Genomic DNA, 17,252 nt, shown 5'->3' with positions numbered 1-17,252 from the left:
ATGAGTAAGTCACTGTTGATCATCAGCCGTCAGGCGCCCTGGTCTGGCCCCTCCGCTCGCGAAGCACTGGATATAGCGTTGGCCGGCGGTGCCTTCGACCTGCCCATTGGCATGCTGTTTCTCGATGATGGGGTGTTCCAACTGAGCGGCGCGCAACAATCTGCCCGTTTGCAGCAAAAAGACCTCAGCGCCAACTTGCAGGCGTTGCCGATGTTTGGCGTGGAAGCGCTGTATGTTTCGCAGCGCTGCTTAGCCGAGCGCGGCTTACAAGCACCATCCAGCAATCTTGCCGTCGCTCCCCTTAACGATGCCGAACTAAGCACCTTGATTGACCGTTACGACCAGGTGATTACGCTCTGATGGCTACCTTGCATGTACTCTCGCACTCTCCTTTCACTGATAACCGACTGAGCAGCTGCCTGCGCCTGCTCGGCAGCCAGGATGCACTGCTGCTATGTGGTGACGCGGTATACGCCCTACAAGCGGGCAGCGCGCAGCGCCAAGCGCTTGAACTGATGCCTGAGGCCATTACCCTGTATGCCCTGGATGAAGACGTGCAAGCCCGCGCCATTGATCGGCCTGCACGCCTTAGCCTGGTTGACTATCCAGGCTTCGTGGCACTCAGCTGCCAGTACGACAAGGTCAACACCTGGCTATGAGCTCATTGACTATTGAGGGCCGCAGCCTAGCGCTGGACAAAGACGGCTACCTGATCGAACTGGCCGATTGGTCCGAAACCACAGCTGAGGCGCTGGCACAGCGCGAGGGCATTACGCTGAGCGCCGAACACTGGGAAATCTTGCGGCTGGTGCGCAGTTTTTACGCCGAGTTCCAGCTATCACCCGCCAATCGCCCACTGGTGAAATTTATTGCCAGCAAACTCGGCCCCGAGAAAGGCAATAGCCTCAACCTTAACCGCCTGTTCAATGGCGCTCCTGCCAAACTCGCCGCCAAGCTGGCGGGCCTGCCCAAACCGACCAATTGCCTATGAACCTCGTGACCCCGCCAGAACACCCCTTCGCCCAATTCGTACGCATCCTCGGTAAAGGCAAACGCGGCGCACGCAACCTGACCCGCGAGGAAGCCCGTGAAGCCATGGGGATGCTGCTCGATGGCCAGGCTGAAGAAAGCCAGCTGGGTGCCTTTCTGATGCTGCTGCGGCACAAGGAAGAGAGCGCCGAGGAAATGGCCGGCTTTGCCGAAGCCGTGCGTGCGCGCCTACAAGCGCCGGCAATCCAGGTCGACCTCGATTGGCCGAGCTACGCCGGCAAGAAACGTCATTTGCCTTGGTTTTTGCTGGCCGCTAAAGCCCTGGCAGGCAGCGGTATACGCATTCTGTTGCATGGCGGCGGCCCACACACCAGCGGCCGCCTGTACAGCGAACAACTGCTCGAAACCTTACGCATCCCGCTGTGTCGCAATTGGAGCAGCGTCGAGCAGGCGCTGAATCAGCAGCAGCTGGCGTTTATTCCTCTAGGCGACTGGATGCCACAGCTGCAGCGGATGATTGACCTGCGCAATACCCTCGGCCTGCGCTCACCGATTCACTCCCTGGCGCGCATCCTCAACCCGCTGGGTGCACGCTGCGGCCTACAGAGCATCTTCCACCCGGGGTATCAGGCGGTGCATCGCCAGGCCAGCCAGTTACTGGGCGATACGGCCATAGTAATTAAAGGTGAAGGCGGTGAAATCGAGATAAACCCGGACGCCGCCAGCCACCTATACGGCACGGCCAATGGTGAGATCTGGGATGAAGAATGGCCCGCCATGTCGGCGCAGCGCCACGTCAAGCCAGGGTCGCTGGAGCCGGCTCACCTGGGCGCATTCTGGCGCGGCGAAGTAACCGATGATTACGGCCTGCTGACGGTCATCAGCACCATGGCCCTGGCTTTACGCGCACAGGGTGAGCCGCGCGAAGCGGCATTCAGGCGTGCCGAACAGCTGTGGGCAGCGCGAGATCAGCACCTGCTTTGAGCGTCTTCAAACCAGGCCAGTTTCTCGCGTAGCTGCACCACTTCGCCGACTATCACCAGAGTCGGCGCATGCACTTCATGCTCCGCTACCAGTTCAGCCAGGTTGGCCAAGGTGCCGGTAAATACCCGCTGGTTCTGTGTCGTACCCTGCTGGATCAGCGCCGCAGGCGTTGTTGCGGCGCGGCCGTGCGCGATCAGTTGCTGGCAAATCGTCGGCAGCCCGACCAGGCCCATATAGAACACCAAGGTCTGGCTGGATGCGGTGAGCTCGGCCCAAGGCAAATTACTGCTACCGTCTTTCAGATGACCCGTCACAAAGCGCACTGACTGCGCGTGATCACGGTGGGTCAGCGGAATCCCGGCATAGGCAGCGCAGCCCGAAGCCGCCGTGATACCCGGCACCACCTGAAACGGAATACCGTGAGCGGCCAGCTCTTCGATTTCTTCACCGCCGCGCCCGAAAATAAACGGATCACCGCCCTTCAAGCGCAGCACCCGCTTACCTTCTTTAGCCAAGGTGACTAGGCGTTGGTTGATTTGCTCCTGGGGCACGGCATGCTCGGCGCGCTGTTTACCGACATAGATGCGCTCGGCATCACGGCGACACAGTTCGAGAATCGCCGGAGCGACCAGGCGGTCGTAAAGCACCACGTCGGCTTGCTGCATCAGTCGTAAGGCACGGAAGGTCAGCAGGTCCGGATCACCCGGGCCCGCCCCCACCAGGTACACCTCGCCCAATGTGCGCGGCGCAATCCCGGCAATCTTCTCTTCCAACAAGCGTTGCCCTTCCTGCATTTTGCCGGCAAACACACTCTCGGCTACCTGGCCCTGGAACACATCCTCCCAGAACACGCGGCGTTGCTGTACATCAGGGAACAACCCTTTGACCTGGGCGCGGAAACGCTTGGCCAAACCGGCCAGCTGACCATAAGTGGCAGGAATCCACGTCTCAATCTTGGCGCGGATCAAACGCGCTAGAACTGGGGCATCGCCACCACTGGTGATCGCCACGATCAAGGGCGAACGGTCAACGATGGCCGGAAAAATCACACTGCAGAGCTTCGGAGCGTCCACCACGTTAACGGGAATACCCAGGGCCTGGGCCTGCTGGGATATATCAGCGTTCAGCGGCTCATCATCGGTGGCCGCGATGATCAACGCCACCCCTTGCAGGTCAATCGACTGATAGTCGCGCAGTAACACTTCGCCATGGCTGGCCACGGCCATTTCACGCAACTCTTCACGAATATCGGGCGCTACCACCCGCAGTTTGGCACCGGCATCGCTGAGCAAGCGCGCCTTGCGCAGCGCGACTTCGCCGCCGCCGACCACCAGTACCAGGCGATCCTGTAATTTGTGGAACAGGGGCAGAAAATCCATCACGCTCGCTCTCGATCGGGTAAACAAAACGGGGCGGCATTGGCCACCCCGTTACGTGCAACTGAAGCCGGCTTAGCCGATAACTTCGATGCCGCCCATATAGGGCTTCAATACGTCCGGCACGCGGATGCTGCCGTCGGCCTGCTGATAGTTTTCCAACACCGCCACCAGGGTGCGACCCACTGCCAGGCCTGAACCATTGAGGGTGTGTAGCAGTTCTGGCTTGCCGGTTTCCGGGTTGCGATAGCGCGCCTGCATGCGCCGCGCCTGGAAGTCACCACAGTTGGAGCAGGAAGAAATCTCGCGGTATTTGTCCTGGCTTGGCACCCAGACTTCCAGGTCGTAGGTTTTCACCGCGCTGAAGCCCATGTCGCCGGTGCACAGCGCCAATTTACGGTAAGGCAGTTCAAGCAACTGCAACACGCGCTCGGCGTTGGCAGTCAGGCTTTCCAACGCATCGAAAGACTGGCTCGGCTCGACGATCTGCACCATCTCGACCTTGTCGAACTGATGCTGGCGGATCATCCCACGGGTATCACGGCCGGATGCGCCGGCCTCACTGCGAAAACAAGGTGTGTGGGCCACGAGCTTCAGCGGCAGCTGCTTGGGGTCGAGAATCTCGCCGGCGACGATATTGGTCAGCGACACTTCCGCAGTTGGGATCAGGTACAGATCCGCCTCGCCTTCACGGCTGATCTTAAACAGGTCTTCTTCGAACTTCGGCAGCTGTCCCGTGCCTTGCAGTGCCGGAGCCTGCACCAGATACGGCGTATAGGCTTCTTCATAGCCATGCTCGCTGGTGTGCAGGTTGATCATAAATTGCGCCAGGGCACGGTGCATGCGGGCAATTGGCCCACGTAGCAAGGCAAAGCGCGCACCGGAGAGCTTGGCGGCGGTTTCAAAATCCAACCAGCCGTGTTGCTCGCCCAAGGCGACGTGATCCTGAACCGGGAAATCGAAGCTGCGCGGCGTGCCCCAGCGCGAGACCTCAACGTTACCCTCTTCATCGGCACCGACCGGCACCGACTCATGTGGCAGGTTTGGAATGTTCAGCAACAGGCTGTCCAGTTCACTCTGAATCGTGTCGAGCTCGCGCTTGCCCTGCTCCAGATCGCTGCCCATCTGGTCCACTTCCGCCAACAACGGCGCAATGTCTTCGCCGCGTTGCTTGGCTTGGCCAATCGACTTGGAGCGACTGTTGCGCTCAGCCTGCAGCTGCTCAGTGCGGGTTTGCACGGTCTTACGCTGCGCTTCGAGCGCTTCGAAGCGCGCCACATCGAGGACAAAACCACGAGCAGCCAGGCGCTCGGCCACTTCATGGAGCTGGGTACGAACGAGTTTGGAATCAAGCATGTTCTGGTCTCAATACATCACAAGGGTTTGCATGGCCGTGGCCATGGCGCGCAATGCCGCGCAGTTTAAGGCTTTAACAGGGTTGCGTGCCACACCGCGCGTTAGCGGGCCTGGCTACTGGTAGAGGCGGGCCAGGCCAAATCCGGCCCAAACTGCGGCGACACCACCAAGGACACTGCATAACAGGTAGGCAAAGGCTTCATTGTGGCGACCGCCCTCAAACAGCTTGAGCACCTCTAGGCTGAATGACGAAAAGGTGGTGAAACCACCGAGCACGCCGATAATCAAACCGCTGCGTAACTCCAGTGGTAGATCGCTGCGCAACAGCAATAACCCCGAGAGCAGGCCGATCAGCAGGCAACCAATAACATTGACGGTAAAGGTGCCCAGGTAAAAGTGCCGCGGCCAATGCGCCGCGACCCAGCTGGCGGTTAGAAAGCGGAGAACGGAACCCGCCGCGCCACCTAGCGCCACAGCCAACGCCACACGAATCATGGTTTCCTCCGCTGTCGGGGGCTGTTGCGGTCCTGGTTCTGCAAATGCTGCAGTTTGTCGCGGATTTTCAGTTCCAGACCACGGGGTACCGGTTGATAGTAGTTACGGGGCTCGAAGGCTTCGGGAAAGTAATCCTCCCCCGCTGCATAGGCATCGGGCTCATCGTGGGCATAGCGGTATTCGTCGCCGTAGCCCAGTTGTTTCATCAGTTTGGTTGGCGCATTACGCAGGTGCAGCGGAACTTCTTGCGAGCCATGCTCGGCGGCGTCACGCATGGCGGCATTAAAGGCGTTGTACACCGCGTTGCTCTTCGGCGCGCAGGCCAGGTAGGTAATTGCCTGAGCCACGGCCAACTCACCCTCAGGGCTGCCCAGGCGCTCTTGAACATCCCAGGCGTTCAGGCACAGGGTTAAGGCGCGCGGGTCGGCGTTGCCGATATCTTCACTGGCCATACGCACCACGCGCCGGGCGATATACAGTGGGTCACAACCGCCATCGAGCATGCGCGCGAACCAGTACAGCGCGCCGTCGGGGCTGGAACCGCGCACGGACTTGTGCAGCGCCGATATCTGGTCATAAAAGGCTTCGCCGCCCTTGTCGAAGCGCCGACGGGTATCACCGAGCAGATCGAGCAATAACTCGCTGCCGATTTCACTGCCGTCTTCGGCCAAATCCGCTGAGTTCTCCAGAAAATTCAGCAGACGCCGACCATCACCATCGGCAGCCGCCTGGAGGATTTTAAAGCTCTCCTCGGGCAGACTTAGCTGGCGCTCGCCCAGGCCTTTAGGGTCGCTCAAGGCGCGCTCAACCAGCTTGCGCAGCGCGCTTTCATCGAGGCTTTTCAGCACATACACGCGAGCGCGTGAAAGCAGGGCGTTGTTCAGCTCAAACGAGGGGTTTTCCGTGGTAGCGCCGATAAAAATCAGCGTGCCGTCTTCCACGTAGGGCAGGAAAGCATCCTGCTGCGACTTGTTGAAGCGATGGACTTCATCGACAAACAGGATGGTCTGCCGGCCATATTGCGCCGCATGCTGCTGCGCCACCTCCACGGCCTGGCGAATTTCCTTAACCCCGGACAGCACGGCGGAAATCGTTTCGAAATGCGCGTCGGAAACTTGGGCCAATAGCCGCGCCAGGGTGGTTTTACCCACGCCAGGCGGCCCCCAGAAGATCATCGAATGCAGTGCGCCCTGCTCCAGCGCTTCACGCAGGGGTTTGCCGCGGGCGAGCAAATGCTCCTGGCCGACGTACTCATCCAGGCTGGCCGCACGCAAACGGGCAGCCAGGGGTTGGGCGACGGGAGCCTTGCGAAACAGATCCATGATCGGGGGTTAACGCCTCTTGCTCTTAAACTTTCTACTCTTGAATCACGTCCACGCCGGCCGGGATCTCGAAGATAAATTGCGCGTCGTCTTGCGGCTCATTCATTTTCACGCTGAGGAAAAGAATGTTGGTGCGCTGACCAATGCTATCAATCAGCTGCATGTCGTTGAGCACGCTGTTGCGAAACGACAGGCGCAGGCTGTCGAACAGGGTGTCTTTGGATTTCGGTTTGAGGATGAAATCGACCACATTGCCGCCTTCTTTGTGGCTGATATCGAAGTTCTCACGAATCTTCGAGACATCACCGGACAGCAGCAGCGCCGGGGTATGGGTCAAGCGCTGATCGAGGGTCTGGATGGTGACTTGCAGCAAATCCGGGTCATACAACCAGACTTTTTCACCATTGGAGACCAGCAGCTGCTCCATCGGTGCATCAGTGTGCCAACGGAACAGCCCTGGGCGCTTGAGCACGAGCTGGCCGGCGGTTTCCTGCAGCTGAGTGCCACTGCCATCCAGTGTCAGCTGGGAAAAGCGTGCAGTAATGGTCTGCGCCTGGTTGAGCAGTTCGGTCAAACGCTGCACGGCGACCTCATCGTCAGCCACGGCAGCAACGCTGGTAATACTCAGTACGGTCAGCAACAGCATGCGAATCAGGCGCATGGGATTCCTTATCAATTCAGGGCGATGCATTAATCGCGAACAGGGCTTGGTGCTATGACCTCACGAGAGCCATTTGTGTTCATTGAGGTGACGACGCCGGCCATTTCCATGGCTTCGATCATCCGGGCAGCACGGTTGTAGCCGATTTTCAGTTTGCGCTGCACCGCAGAGATTGAAGCGCGGCGACTCTCAAGGACGAAATTGACCGCCTCATCGTAAAGCGCATCCGTCTCGCTGCCCTCGCCGCCCTCGCCACTGCCGCCATCAAAGCCGCTGCCGGCCTCTTCAGCACCGTTGAGGATGTCATCGATATAGTCTGGCGTGCCGCGTTGCTTCCAGGCTTCTACGACCCGGTGGACCTCTTCATCGGAAACAAAAGCGCCATGCACACGGATCGGCAAGCTGGTGCCGGGCGGCATATACAGCATGTCACCGTGGCCGAGCAGCTGTTCGGCACCGCCTTGATCAAGGATGGTGCGCGAGTCGATCTTGCTCGATACCTGAAACGCCATCCGCGTCGGAATGTTGGCCTTGATCAGGCCGGTGATCACATCCACGGAAGGCCGCTGGGTAGCGAGAATCAGGTGAATGCCTGCCGCACGAGCTTTTTGCGCAATACGGGCAATCAGTTCTTCGACCTTCTTACCGACAATCATCATCATGTCGGCGAATTCATCGACCACCACCACGATGGTTGGCAGCGGCTTCAGCAACGGTGCTTCGTCGTGCATGCTTTCGCGCTTATACAGCGGGTCAGACAGCGGCTCACCGGCATCAATGGCGTCCTTGACCTTGCGGTTAAAGCCGGCCAGGTTGCGCACGCCCATTTTCGACATCAGCTTGTAACGGCGCTCCATCTCAGCGACCGACCAGCGCAACGCGTTGGCAGCCTCTTTCATGTCGGTGACCACGGGGCAGAGCAGGTGTGGAATGCCTTCGTAGATCGACAGCTCAAGCATCTTCGGGTCGATCATGATCAAGCGCGCCTCTTCTGGCGTGGACTTGAACAGAATTGACAGAATCATCGCGTTGACCCCGACCGACTTACCCGAGCCGGTGGTGCCGGCCACCAACAGGTGAGGCATCTTGGCCAGATCGGTGATCACCGGCTTGCCGCCGATGTCATGGCCGAGGGCCAGGGTAACCGGCGACTTGGCTTCATCGTACTCAGGCGACGACAGCACTTCAGAGAAGCGCACGATCTGCCGGTCTTCGTTGGGAATTTCAATACCAACGGTGGTTTTGCCAGGAATGACTTCCACAACCCGCACGCTGATGATCGCCATCGAGCGCGCCAAGTCTTTGGCCAAGCCGGAAATACGGCTGACCTTGATCCCCGCAGCAGGCTGGATTTCGAAGCGGGTAATCACTGGGCCTGGATGAACCGACTCGACGATGACCTCAACGCCAAACTCCTTGAGTTTGATTTCCAGCAGGCGTGACATGGCCTCGAGATACTCAGGCGAGTACTTCTTCTGCACTTTTTCCGCCACATCGAGGATCGAAATGGGCGGCAGACTGCCGGCCACAGCACTGTCTTCGAACAGGTTGACCTGTTTTTCCTTGAGTACACGTTTACTGGGCTCAGTTTCTTTCGGCGCAGCTGCCGGCGCGATCACTGGAGCCGCGCGAGTAGCACGCTCACTCATATGCTTGTTCAGCGACTCTTCGCGCTGAATAAGGCGTTCTTTGACTTTGGCCTGCTCGCGCCGATCCAGCACTATGGGGGCAGACACTTCATCGACCCGCTCATCAACCTCGCGCAGCTGCGCGACCAACTGTTTACGCTCAAGCCGGGCATTCCACCAGCGATTGGCCAGGCTCTGAATGAGCTCGATAAGGTCTAGGGTGATTTTGCCGGTCAGGTCCATCACCTTGAACCAAGACAGGTCAGCAAACACGGTCAAACCGAACAGAAACAGGGCAATCAACAGCAGCGTACTGCCCTGTACATTCAACCCTTCAATGGCCAGCTGGCCGAGGCTTTCACCCAGCGCGCCGCCAGCAGAAGCTGGCATGCTCGAACTGGAATTGAAGTGGATAAATGCCAGCGCTGCCCCGGACAACACCAGAAACATCAGGCCAATCAATCGCCACGTGAACAGCCAGCCACTCCACTGCCAAGGCTGGTGGCGGGCGCGGAACACCTGCAGGGTTTTGATCGCCAGCAGCAGCGGGAATAAGTAGGCGAAATAGCCCAGGGCCATAAACAGGATGTCAGCAAACCAGGCACCGGCTCGACCTGCTGAGTTCTGTACCTGCTCAACATTGCTGGTGTGGGTCCAGCCCGGATCGGCGGCATCGTAAGTCAGCAGCGCCATCCACAGATACAGGCAAAGTGCGCCCAAGCCAATCAGTGCGCCTTCTTTCAGTCGATAAGGCAACTGCTGACGCCAGAGAGGGATTTGTGTGGTTGGGCTAGATTTCTTCAAAACGCGTGTGTTCCTGCGCAAGAGGCGCCGAATAATGGATTAACGACAAAATATGCAGCGATTGTACGGGTTTAACCAAGCGATGCCAGGCTCGACCGCTCGCTTGCACGGGCTGCAGCGGTTGACTCCCGCTCGTTGCCCGCTTCGGTGTAGCATATTGGCCAATATCTTCCGTGCGGCTCAATTGGAGCATGCATTCTCTTTTGTGACAAAGGCTTATGAGGTGTTTTTATGAGCGAAGTCAAGCATTCACGCTTGATCATCCTGGGCTCCGGCCCTGCCGGTTATAGCGCTGCCGTTTACGCTGCCCGCGCCAACCTCAAGCCGGTGATCATTACTGGTATTCAACCCGGTGGTCAGCTGACCACTACGACTGAAGTGGATAACTGGCCTGGCGATGTTGAGGGTCTTACCGGCCCAGCACTGATGGAGCGCATGCAAAAGCATGCCGAGCGCTTTGACACGGAGATCGTCTACGACCACATCCATACCGCAGAGTTGCAGTCGCGGCCCTTCACCCTGAAAGGTGATAGCGGCACGTACACCTGTGACGCACTGATTATTGCCACCGGCGCGTCGGCGCAATACCTAGGCCTGCCATCGGAAGAAGCATTTGCTGGCAAGGGCGTATCAGCCTGCGCGACCTGCGACGGTTTCTTCTATCGCAACCAAGTGGTTGCGGTAATTGGTGGCGGTAACACCGCGGTCGAAGAAGCCCTGTACCTGTCAAATATCGCCAAAGAAGTTCACCTGGTGCACCGGCGCGACAAGCTGCGCGCGGAGAAAATCCTGCAAGACAAACTGTTCGACAAGGCCGCCAACGGCAATGTGGTACTGCATTGGAACCATGCACTGGAAGAAGTACTGGGCGATAACACCGGCGTTACCGGCGCACGCCTGAAGGATACGCAAACCGGCCTTACAAGCGACCTGCCGCTTGCGGGCGTATTTATCGCCATCGGCCACAAACCCAATACCGACCTATTCCATGGTCAACTGGAAATGCGTGATGGCTACCTGCTGATCAAAGGCGGCAATGAAGGCAACGCCACCGCAACCAGCATTGAAGGGGTATTTGCTGCCGGCGACGTGGCCGACCACGTTTACCGCCAGGCCATCACCTCAGCAGGTGCCGGTTGCATGGCAGCGCTGGATGTCGAGAAATTCCTCGACGACAATTGATCCACCTCAGGGCGGGTGCACATCCGCCCTGCCCTACCCCTGGCTTTGCACATGCTGACGTGGCTGCAACGCGACTCCCTGGTTTTCCCGCCCCTCAACAAAGCCCTAAGCGAGCCCAACGGCCTGCTGGCCGCTGGCGGCGACCTGCAACCCGAGCGCCTGATTCAGGCTTATCGGCATGGCTGCTTCCCCTGGTTTCAGGATGGCCAGCCGATTCTCTGGTGGTCGCCAGACCCGCGTACCGTTCTACTGCCTGACAAGCTTCACACCTCGCGCAGCTTGGCCAAGGCGCTGCGTCAAGAGCGCTACCGAGTGACCCTTGACCAGGCGTTCTCTGAGGTCATTCGGGCCTGCGCAGGCCCTCGCAGCTATGCGATAGAAACATGGATCACGAGCCCCATGCAGGATGCTTACCTTGAGCTGCATAAGCGGGGTGTGGCGCACTCGGTAGAAGTCTGGCGTGATCAAGAGCTGGTAGGCGGACTATACGGCCTGGCCATGGGCCAGCTATTTTTTGGCGAGTCGATGTTCAGCCGCGCAGATAACGCCTCCAAGGTCGGCTTCGTCACGCTGGTTGAACGCCTGAAAAGCTGGGGCTTTGTCCTTATCGATTGCCAAATGCCCACCGAGCACCTGCTTAGCCTTGGTGCTCAATCGATTTCACGCGCTGAGTTTGCCCACTACCTAAGCACCTATCTTGACCAACCCAGCCGTGCAGACTGGCTCGCCTAGGCGAGTTCCCCCAGCTGGCTTACACTTGTTTGAAGACCGCCCCGAGAGCCGATCATGACTGAGCTGGCCCGCCTAAAGTTTTACGCCACTCAACCGCATACCTGCAGCTACCTGCCCGACGAACAGGCCACAACACTGTTCCTCGACCCCAGTCAGCCGATGGATGTGGAGGTTTACGCTGAGCTTTCAGAAATGGGTTTTCGTCGCAGTGGCGCCCACCTCTACCGCCCGCACTGCCAGGGATGCACGGCCTGCGTCCCGGCACGCATTCCTGCGGCGCAGTTCAGCCCGAACCGCCAGCAACGCCGTATATTCAAGCGCAATCAGGATATCCAGGTACACTCCGTACGCCCGACGTTTACCGAAGAATATTACGCACTGTACGTCCGTTACATTGAGCAACGGCATGCTGATGGCGATATGTATCCGCCCAACCGCGAACAATTTTCGACCTTTCTGGTGCGCGATTTAGCGTTCTCACGCTTCTATGAGTTCCGCCTGGACAACCGGCTGCTGGCAATTGCCGTAACCGATGTGCTGCCCAACGGGCTTTCGGCTGTGTACACCTTTTATGAGCCGAGTGAGGAACGGCGCAGCCTCGGGCGTTTTGCCATCCTCTGGCAAATTGCCGAAGCGGCCCGTCTTGGGCTGCATGCAGTCTATTTAGGCTACTGGATCAAAAGCTGTCGAAAGATGAGTTACAAGACCCAGTACCGCCCCATTGAGCTGTTCGTCAACCAACGCTGGACCTGCCTTAACTGAAGCCCTTGGCGTAAACCCCAAATTTCGGGCACAATGCACGCCGCTTTTGCCTGGCGCCAGTTGCACCGGGCCATTCATTGGATACCGAGGGCTTTACTGCATGTCGAAAGAAGACAGCTTCGAAATGGAAGGCACTGTCGTCGACACCCTGCCCAACACCATGTTCCGTGTGGAGTTGGAAAATGGGCACGTCGTTACTGCGCACATCTCCGGAAAGATGCGCAAAAACTACATCCGCATTCTGACTGGCGACAAAGTTCGCGTTGAACTTACGCCTTATGACTTGAGCAAGGGCCGTATTACTTACCGCGCCCGTTAACAGGCCACTGAAAACTTAGTTTTCTGGCATCTGTTACACCAAGCTCCAGTAAAAACGCCCGGCATAGCCGGGCGTTTTTGTGCGCGTAAGAAAACTACGCCTAGGCCATTTCAGCCGTGGTTTCGAAGTCGAAGGTCAACTCGCCACCTTCCAAGTCGATATGCACCACACCACCGTGATCAGCAAGCTCACCAAACAGTATTTCTTCGGCCAGCGGGCGCTTGATCTTGTCCTGAATCAAGCGCGCCATTGGGCGAGCCCCCATTTGCACGTCGTAACCACTCTCAGCCAACCAGCTACGTGCAGTGCTACTGACTTCCAGGGTGACTCGCTTGCCCTCAAGCTGCGCCTGCAATTCGGTAAGGAACTTGTCGACGATGCTTTTGATCACCTCGTGACTCAAGCGACCGAACTGAATGATGGTATCCAGGCGATTGCGGAATTCCGGCGTGAAGCTCTTCTTGATCACTTCCATGGCATCAGATGAGTGGTCCTGATGGGTAAAGCCAATGGAGGCCCGCGCAGCTGTTTCAGCCCCGGCGTTAGTGGTCATGATCACAATCACGTTGCGGAAGTCAGCCTTGCGGCCGTTGTTGTCGGTCAGGGTTCCGTGATCCATGACCTGCAGTAACAGGTTAAAGACCTCTGGGTGAGCCTTCTCGATTTCATCAAGCAGCAGCACGCAATGCGGCGTTTTGGTGATCGCCTCGGTTAACAATCCGCCCTGATCAAAACCGACATAGCCAGGCGGCGCACCGATCAGTCGCGATACGGTGTGGCGCTCCATGTACTCGGACATGTCGAAGCGAACCAGCTCGACCCCCAGGGCCTTGGCCAGCTGACGCGCCGCCTCGGTCTTACCAACCCCGGTGGGGCCAGCAAACAAGAACGAGCCAACTGGCTTGTCAGGTGCTTTAAGGCCTGCACGCGAGAGCTTGATAGCCGTCGACAGTGAGTCAATCGCAGCGTCCTGACCAAACACCGTGAGCTTCAGGTCGCGTTCAAGGTTACGCAGCAGTTCTTTATCGGAGCTGCTGACGTGCTTAGGCGGAATGCGGGCAATTTTCGCCACGATGTCTTCAACCTGAGCCACATCGATACGGGTCAAGCGTTTATCCAAAGGCTGCAAGCGCTGGTAGGCACCGGCCTCATCGATTACATCGATGGCCTTGTCCGGCATGTGGCGATCATTGATATAGCGCGATGCCAGCTCGGCCGCCGCTCGTAACGCCTCATCGCTGTACTCGATGCTGTGGTGCTGCTCGAAGCGGCCTTTCAGGCCACGCAGGATGCCGATAGTGTCCTCAACCGAGGGCTCAACCACATCGACTTTCTGAAAGCGTCGCGCCAGGGCGCGGTCTTTCTCGAAGATGCCGCGGAACTCTTGGAATGTCGTCGAGCCGATGCAGCGAATTTCGCCCGATGACAACATTGGCTTGAGCAGGTTGGATGCATCCATCACCCCGCCGGACGCCGCTCCGGCACCGATAATGGTGTGGATTTCATCAATAAACAGAATCGCATGCGGGCGCTTGCGCAACTCATTGAGCAACGCCTTTAAGCGCTTCTCGAAGTCACCGCGGTATTTGGTGCCGGCCAGCAGAGCGCCGAGATCCAGCGAGTAGACCACGCTTTCAGCCAGCAGATCAGGCACCTGGTTATCGACGATACGCTTAGCCAGACCCTCGGCGATGGCTGTTTTGCCGACACCCGCCTCGCCAACCAGCAACGGATTGTTCTTGCGACGCCGCGCAAGAATCTGCGCCACACGCTCAACTTCCATCTCACGACCGACCAGCGGATCAATCCGCCCCTGGCGAGCCAGTTCGTTCAAGTTACTGGCATAGGCATCTAGAGGGTTACTAGAGCCGACGGACTCACCACCCTCTTCGTCCTGCATTTCCTGTTCAGTGTCCGCATGGCCGCCGTGGCCTGGCACCTTGGAGATGCCATGAGCAATAAAGTTGACCACATCAATACGCGCAACACTCTGCTGCTTGAGCAGAAATACGGCTTGGCTTTCCTGCTCACTGAAAATCGCAACCAGAACATTGGCACCGGTAACCTCACGCTTTCCGGAGCTCTGCACATGGAAAACCGCACGCTGCAGAACACGCTGAAAGCCCAGTGTAGGCTGGGTTTCGCGCTCTTCGTCATGCTGAGGAATTAGCGGTGTAGTGGAGTCGATAAACTCCTGCAGATCATGCCGCAGCTTGTCTAGGTTGGCACCGCAGGCCCGCAATACGCTGGCGGCGGCCTCGTTATCTAGGAGTGCTAGCAGTAAATGCTCAACCGTCATAAATTCATGACGTTTGGTACGAGCCTCCTTGAAAGCCAGATTGAGGGTGACTTCGAGCTCTCGATTTAACATAGCTTCACCTCATACCCAAGTGGCCGGCGTTAACCGTCCTTCTCTATTTCACAGAGTAGCGGATGCTGGCTCTCTCTCGCATATTGATTCACCTGTGTCGCTTTGGTTTCAGCAATATCGCGGGTAAACACACCACACACTGCCCGTCCTTCTGTATGGACGGCCAGCATGATTCTGGTCGCTTGTTCTCTATTCAGGCTGAAAAACACCTCGAGGATTTCAACCACAAAATCCATCGGGGTGTAGTCATCGTTAAACAAGATCACCTTGTACATCGGTGGAGCCTGCAGTGCGGGCTTGGCCTCCTGTACGGCTAAACCGTAGGAGTCATCCTCGTGCTCGGCGGGCTCGTCTTGGTTGGATGTTAGTCGAATCTGGCTACGTGCATGCATGCTGAATAGCTTCGTTGATGGGCGGATAGTCTGTACAGGACAGAGTTTGAACGGCTTCTCAGCCAGTGACAGCATTGCCTTGACTATCGGCAAAACGGTGTTACAAACAATGAATACCCTATGCGGGTATTCAGGAGTCACAGCTTTGCTTGCGCATGTCAAGCAAGACGTGAAATTGAAGTGGATGATACTCCAGTCGTGGAGTCCTTTGCAGAGGGATATCAGCATGGTTAGCGGTAAGGTCAAGTGGTTCAACAACGCCAAAGGTTACGGTTTCATCGTCGCCGACGGTCGAGATGAGGACCTGTTCGCCCACTACTCGGCCATCCAAATGGACGGCTATAAAACCCTGAAGGCTGGCCAGCCGGTAAGCTTCGATATTATTCAAGGCCCAAAGGGACTCCACGCCGTGAACATCAGCGCGGCCACCACTAATGAAGCACCTGCGGCAATTAAGCAGACCCACGCCTCAACAGCAGAGGTCTGATTTGCTACCTGGGCAAATAGTTGCCCATAAAAAAGGCCGATCATTGACCGGCCTTTTTTGCAGCTGATTGGCTTACATGTGCGAAATCAGCGCGTCACCGAATGCCGAGCACGACAGCAGCTTGGCACCGTCCATCAGGCGCTCGAAATCATATGTCACGGTCTTGGCCGAGATAGCGCCATTAGTGCCCTTGATAATCAAGTCGGCTGCTTCGATCCAGCCCATGTGGCGCAGCATCATTTCAGCAGACAGGATCAGCGAACCGGGGTTCACCTGGTCTTTGCCCGCGTACTTCGGCGCCGTACCGTGTGTAGCCTCGAACATTGCAATGGTGTCAGACAGGTTGGCACCTGGGGCGATACCGATACCACCCACTTCTGCGGCTAGAGCATCGGAGAGGTAGTCGCCATTGAGGTTCAAGGTGGCAATTACATCGTACTCGGCCGGACGCAACAGAATCTGCTGCAGCATAGCGTCGGCAATAGCGTCCTTAACAATGACGTTCTTGCCGGTTTTAGGGTTCTTGAACTGCATCCAAGGACCGCCATCGAGCAGGGTTGCGCCGAACTCTTCAGCAGCAATTTCGTAAGCCCACTCTTTGAAGGCGCCCTCGGTGAACTTCATGATGTTGCCTTTGTGCACGATGGTCAGCGAGTCGCGGTCGTTATCGACCACATACTGCAACGCTTTGCGCGCGAGACGCTTGGTCCCCTGCATGGACACAGGTTTAACGCCGATACCGCAATCTTGGTCAAAGCGAATCTTGGTAACACCCATTTCCTCCTTGAGGAACTTGATCACCTTGGTCGCTTCCGGCGAACCGGCTTTCCACTCGATACCGGCATAAATGTCTTCAGAGTTTTCACGGAAGATGGTCATGTCGACGTCGCCTGGCTTCTTCACCGGGCTTGGTACGCCTTCAAACCAGCGCACTGGGCGCAGGCAGACGTACAGATCGAGTTGCTGACGCAGGGCAACGTTCAGGGAGCGAATGCCACCACCAACCGGAGTCGTCAGCGGGCCCTTGATGGACACAACGTAATCCTTGACTGCATCCAGGGTTTCCTGAGGCAACCAGGTGTCCTGGTCGTAAACCTGGGTGGCTTTCTCGCCGGCATACACCTCCATCCAGGAGATCTTGCGCTCGCCGCCGTAGGCTTTCTGCACGGCAGCATCAACGACTTTGATCATCACTGGGCTGATATCGACACCAATGCCATCACCTTCGATATACGGGATAATTGGATTGTTCGGTACGTTCAGGGATGTATCGGCATTAACGGTGATTTTGTCACCGGTTGCTGGCACCTGGATCTTTTGGTATCCCATGCTGGACTCCGTCTTGTGGTTAAACAATCAGATCACCCGAGAGTAACCCACTTGAATCGGGC

Annotated in this window: 18 protein-coding genes; 9 read left to right on the top strand and 9 right to left on the bottom strand. The window is 57.6% G+C overall.

All coding sequences use genetic code 11. From position 1 onward, the window contains the following. Genes tusC through Q0V31_RS15520 form a run of 4 tightly spaced genes read left to right on the top strand, consistent with a single transcriptional unit; the run spans position 1 to position 1,974 of the window. Positions 1–360, top strand: a complete 360-nt coding sequence (gene tusC / locus Q0V31_RS15535; RefSeq protein WP_298189011.1) for a sulfurtransferase complex subunit TusC — start codon at positions 1–3, stop codon at positions 358–360. Beyond that, the gene (tusB, locus tag Q0V31_RS15530; protein WP_298189009.1) at positions 360–659 is read left to right on the top strand and encodes a sulfurtransferase complex subunit TusB; all 300 of its coding nucleotides are present in this window, start codon (positions 360–362) and stop codon (positions 657–659) included. The genes tusC and tusB overlap by 1 nt, the downstream gene beginning before the upstream one ends. Next, positions 656–991 (top strand): TusE/DsrC/DsvC family sulfur relay protein, encoded by a 336-nt coding sequence (locus Q0V31_RS15525; RefSeq protein ID WP_298189006.1) that lies wholly within the window; start codon positions 656–658, stop codon positions 989–991. Before tusB ends, Q0V31_RS15525 begins: the two co-directional genes overlap by 4 nt. Then, positions 988–1,974, top strand: coding sequence for a glycosyl transferase family protein (locus tag Q0V31_RS15520; RefSeq protein ID WP_298189003.1), 987 nt, complete (start codon positions 988–990; stop codon positions 1,972–1,974). The genes Q0V31_RS15525 and Q0V31_RS15520 overlap by 4 nt, the downstream gene beginning before the upstream one ends. On the opposite strand, the gene cysG is transcribed toward Q0V31_RS15520, so the two are convergent. From cysG to ftsK, 6 genes are all read right to left on the bottom strand, one after another. Continuing rightward, positions 1,959–3,353 (bottom strand): siroheme synthase CysG, encoded by a 1,395-nt coding sequence (cysG, locus tag Q0V31_RS15515; protein WP_298189000.1) that lies wholly within the window; start codon positions 3,351–3,353, stop codon positions 1,959–1,961. The two genes, Q0V31_RS15520 and cysG, sit on opposite strands and share 16 nt — an antisense overlap. Positions 3,354–3,425: 72 nt before the next feature. Continuing rightward, positions 3,426–4,706, bottom strand: a complete 1,281-nt coding sequence (gene serS / locus Q0V31_RS15510; protein ID WP_298188997.1) for a serine--tRNA ligase — start codon at positions 4,704–4,706, stop codon at positions 3,426–3,428. A gap of 114 nt (positions 4,707–4,820) precedes the next feature. Then, a complete protein-coding gene (gene crcB / locus Q0V31_RS15505) occupies positions 4,821–5,201 on the bottom strand; it encodes a fluoride efflux transporter CrcB (RefSeq protein ID WP_298188994.1) in 381 nt (126 codons plus the stop codon). After that, positions 5,198–6,523: a replication-associated recombination protein A gene (locus tag Q0V31_RS15500; protein WP_298188992.1), complete on the bottom strand. Its 1,326-nt coding sequence runs from the start codon at positions 6,521–6,523 to the stop codon at positions 5,198–5,200. Before Q0V31_RS15500 ends, crcB begins: the two co-directional genes overlap by 4 nt. A gap of 34 nt (positions 6,524–6,557) precedes the next feature. After that, complete coding sequence (gene lolA / locus Q0V31_RS15495; protein WP_298188989.1) at positions 6,558–7,184, bottom strand: outer membrane lipoprotein chaperone LolA; 627 nt, start codon at positions 7,182–7,184, stop codon at positions 6,558–6,560. 29 nt (positions 7,185–7,213) lie between these two features. Beyond that, a complete protein-coding gene (gene ftsK, locus Q0V31_RS15490) occupies positions 7,214–9,616 on the bottom strand; it encodes a DNA translocase FtsK (protein ID WP_298188986.1) in 2,403 nt (800 codons plus the stop codon). Between the two features lie 231 nt (positions 9,617–9,847). Between ftsK and trxB the strand changes: the two genes are divergently transcribed. The 4 genes from trxB (at position 9,848) to infA (ending at position 12,611) form a co-directional block, all read left to right on the top strand. Next, positions 9,848–10,798: a thioredoxin-disulfide reductase gene (gene trxB, locus Q0V31_RS15485; protein ID WP_298188984.1), complete on the top strand. Its 951-nt coding sequence runs from the start codon at positions 9,848–9,850 to the stop codon at positions 10,796–10,798. Between the two features lie 51 nt (positions 10,799–10,849). After that, entirely contained in the window at positions 10,850–11,530 is a 681-nt protein-coding gene (gene aat / locus Q0V31_RS15480; RefSeq protein WP_298188981.1) for a leucyl/phenylalanyl-tRNA--protein transferase, read from the top strand. Between the two features lie 54 nt (positions 11,531–11,584). Next, on the top strand, positions 11,585–12,292 hold the full coding sequence (locus Q0V31_RS15475) for an arginyltransferase (protein ID WP_298188978.1): 708 nt from the start codon (positions 11,585–11,587) through the stop codon (positions 12,290–12,292). Positions 12,293–12,392: 100 nt separating this feature from the next. Beyond that, a complete protein-coding gene (gene infA, locus Q0V31_RS15470; protein WP_002553999.1) occupies positions 12,393–12,611 on the top strand; it encodes a translation initiation factor IF-1 in 219 nt (72 codons plus the stop codon). 100 nt (positions 12,612–12,711) lie between these two features. Here infA and clpA read toward each other — a convergent pair whose 3' ends face one another. Together clpA and clpS are read right to left on the bottom strand one after the other, a co-directional pair. Continuing rightward, positions 12,712–14,982 carry an ATP-dependent Clp protease ATP-binding subunit ClpA gene (gene clpA, locus Q0V31_RS15465; protein WP_298188974.1) on the bottom strand — a complete coding sequence of 757 codons (2,271 nt, stop codon included), beginning with the start codon at positions 14,980–14,982 and terminating at the stop codon, positions 12,712–12,714. Positions 14,983–15,011: 29 nt separating this feature from the next. Further along, positions 15,012–15,374: an ATP-dependent Clp protease adapter ClpS gene (gene clpS, locus Q0V31_RS15460; RefSeq protein WP_298188971.1), complete on the bottom strand. Its 363-nt coding sequence runs from the start codon at positions 15,372–15,374 to the stop codon at positions 15,012–15,014. Positions 15,375–15,600: 226 nt separating this feature from the next. Here clpS and cspD point away from each other — a divergent pair, with 226 nt between their 5' ends. After that, the gene (cspD, locus tag Q0V31_RS15455; RefSeq protein WP_298191101.1) at positions 15,601–15,861 is read left to right on the top strand and encodes a cold shock domain-containing protein CspD; all 261 of its coding nucleotides are present in this window, start codon (positions 15,601–15,603) and stop codon (positions 15,859–15,861) included. Between the two features lie 72 nt (positions 15,862–15,933). Here the strand turns inward: cspD and icd are convergent, their stop codons facing one another. Further along, positions 15,934–17,190 carry an NADP-dependent isocitrate dehydrogenase gene (gene icd / locus Q0V31_RS15450; RefSeq protein ID WP_298188969.1) on the bottom strand — a complete coding sequence of 419 codons (1,257 nt, stop codon included), beginning with the start codon at positions 17,188–17,190 and terminating at the stop codon, positions 15,934–15,936. Positions 17,191–17,252: the final 62 nt, after the last annotated feature.

Origin of the sequence: uncultured Pseudomonas sp. (genome assembly GCF_943846705.1) — a bacterium.
Lineage (GTDB): Bacteria > Pseudomonadota > Gammaproteobacteria > Pseudomonadales > Pseudomonadaceae > Aquipseudomonas.
Note: the sequence above shows the minus strand (reverse complement) of the source record. Positions and strands in the feature narration are given on the sequence as shown.

Coding starts and splice junctions, on each gene's coding strand:
- serS (WP_298188997.1), bottom strand. CDS start 4,706: ATGCTTGATTCCAAACTCGTTCGTACCCAGCTCCATGAAGTGGCCGAG.
- Q0V31_RS15525 (WP_298189006.1), top strand. CDS start 656: ATGAGCTCATTGACTATTGAGGGCCGCAGCCTAGCGCTGGACAAAGAC.
- clpS (WP_298188971.1), bottom strand. CDS start 15,374: ATGCATGCACGTAGCCAGATTCGACTAACATCCAACCAAGACGAGCCC.
- aat (WP_298188981.1), top strand. CDS start 10,850: ATGCTGACGTGGCTGCAACGCGACTCCCTGGTTTTCCCGCCCCTCAAC.
- tusC (WP_298189011.1), top strand. CDS start 1: ATGAGTAAGTCACTGTTGATCATCAGCCGTCAGGCGCCCTGGTCTGGC.
- trxB (WP_298188984.1), top strand. CDS start 9,848: ATGAGCGAAGTCAAGCATTCACGCTTGATCATCCTGGGCTCCGGCCCT.
- icd (WP_298188969.1), bottom strand. CDS start 17,190: ATGGGATACCAAAAGATCCAGGTGCCAGCAACCGGTGACAAAATCACC.
- crcB (WP_298188994.1), bottom strand. CDS start 5,201: ATGATTCGTGTGGCGTTGGCTGTGGCGCTAGGTGGCGCGGCGGGTTCC.
- tusB (WP_298189009.1), top strand. CDS start 360: ATGGCTACCTTGCATGTACTCTCGCACTCTCCTTTCACTGATAACCGA.
- Q0V31_RS15475 (WP_298188978.1), top strand. CDS start 11,585: ATGACTGAGCTGGCCCGCCTAAAGTTTTACGCCACTCAACCGCATACC.
- Q0V31_RS15500 (WP_298188992.1), bottom strand. CDS start 6,523: ATGGATCTGTTTCGCAAGGCTCCCGTCGCCCAACCCCTGGCTGCCCGT.
- infA (WP_002553999.1), top strand. CDS start 12,393: ATGTCGAAAGAAGACAGCTTCGAAATGGAAGGCACTGTCGTCGACACC.
- Q0V31_RS15520 (WP_298189003.1), top strand. CDS start 988: ATGAACCTCGTGACCCCGCCAGAACACCCCTTCGCCCAATTCGTACGC.
- cspD (WP_298191101.1), top strand. CDS start 15,601: ATGGTTAGCGGTAAGGTCAAGTGGTTCAACAACGCCAAAGGTTACGGT.
- lolA (WP_298188989.1), bottom strand. CDS start 7,184: ATGCGCCTGATTCGCATGCTGTTGCTGACCGTACTGAGTATTACCAGC.
- cysG (WP_298189000.1), bottom strand. CDS start 3,353: ATGGATTTTCTGCCCCTGTTCCACAAATTACAGGATCGCCTGGTACTG.
- clpA (WP_298188974.1), bottom strand. CDS start 14,982: ATGTTAAATCGAGAGCTCGAAGTCACCCTCAATCTGGCTTTCAAGGAG.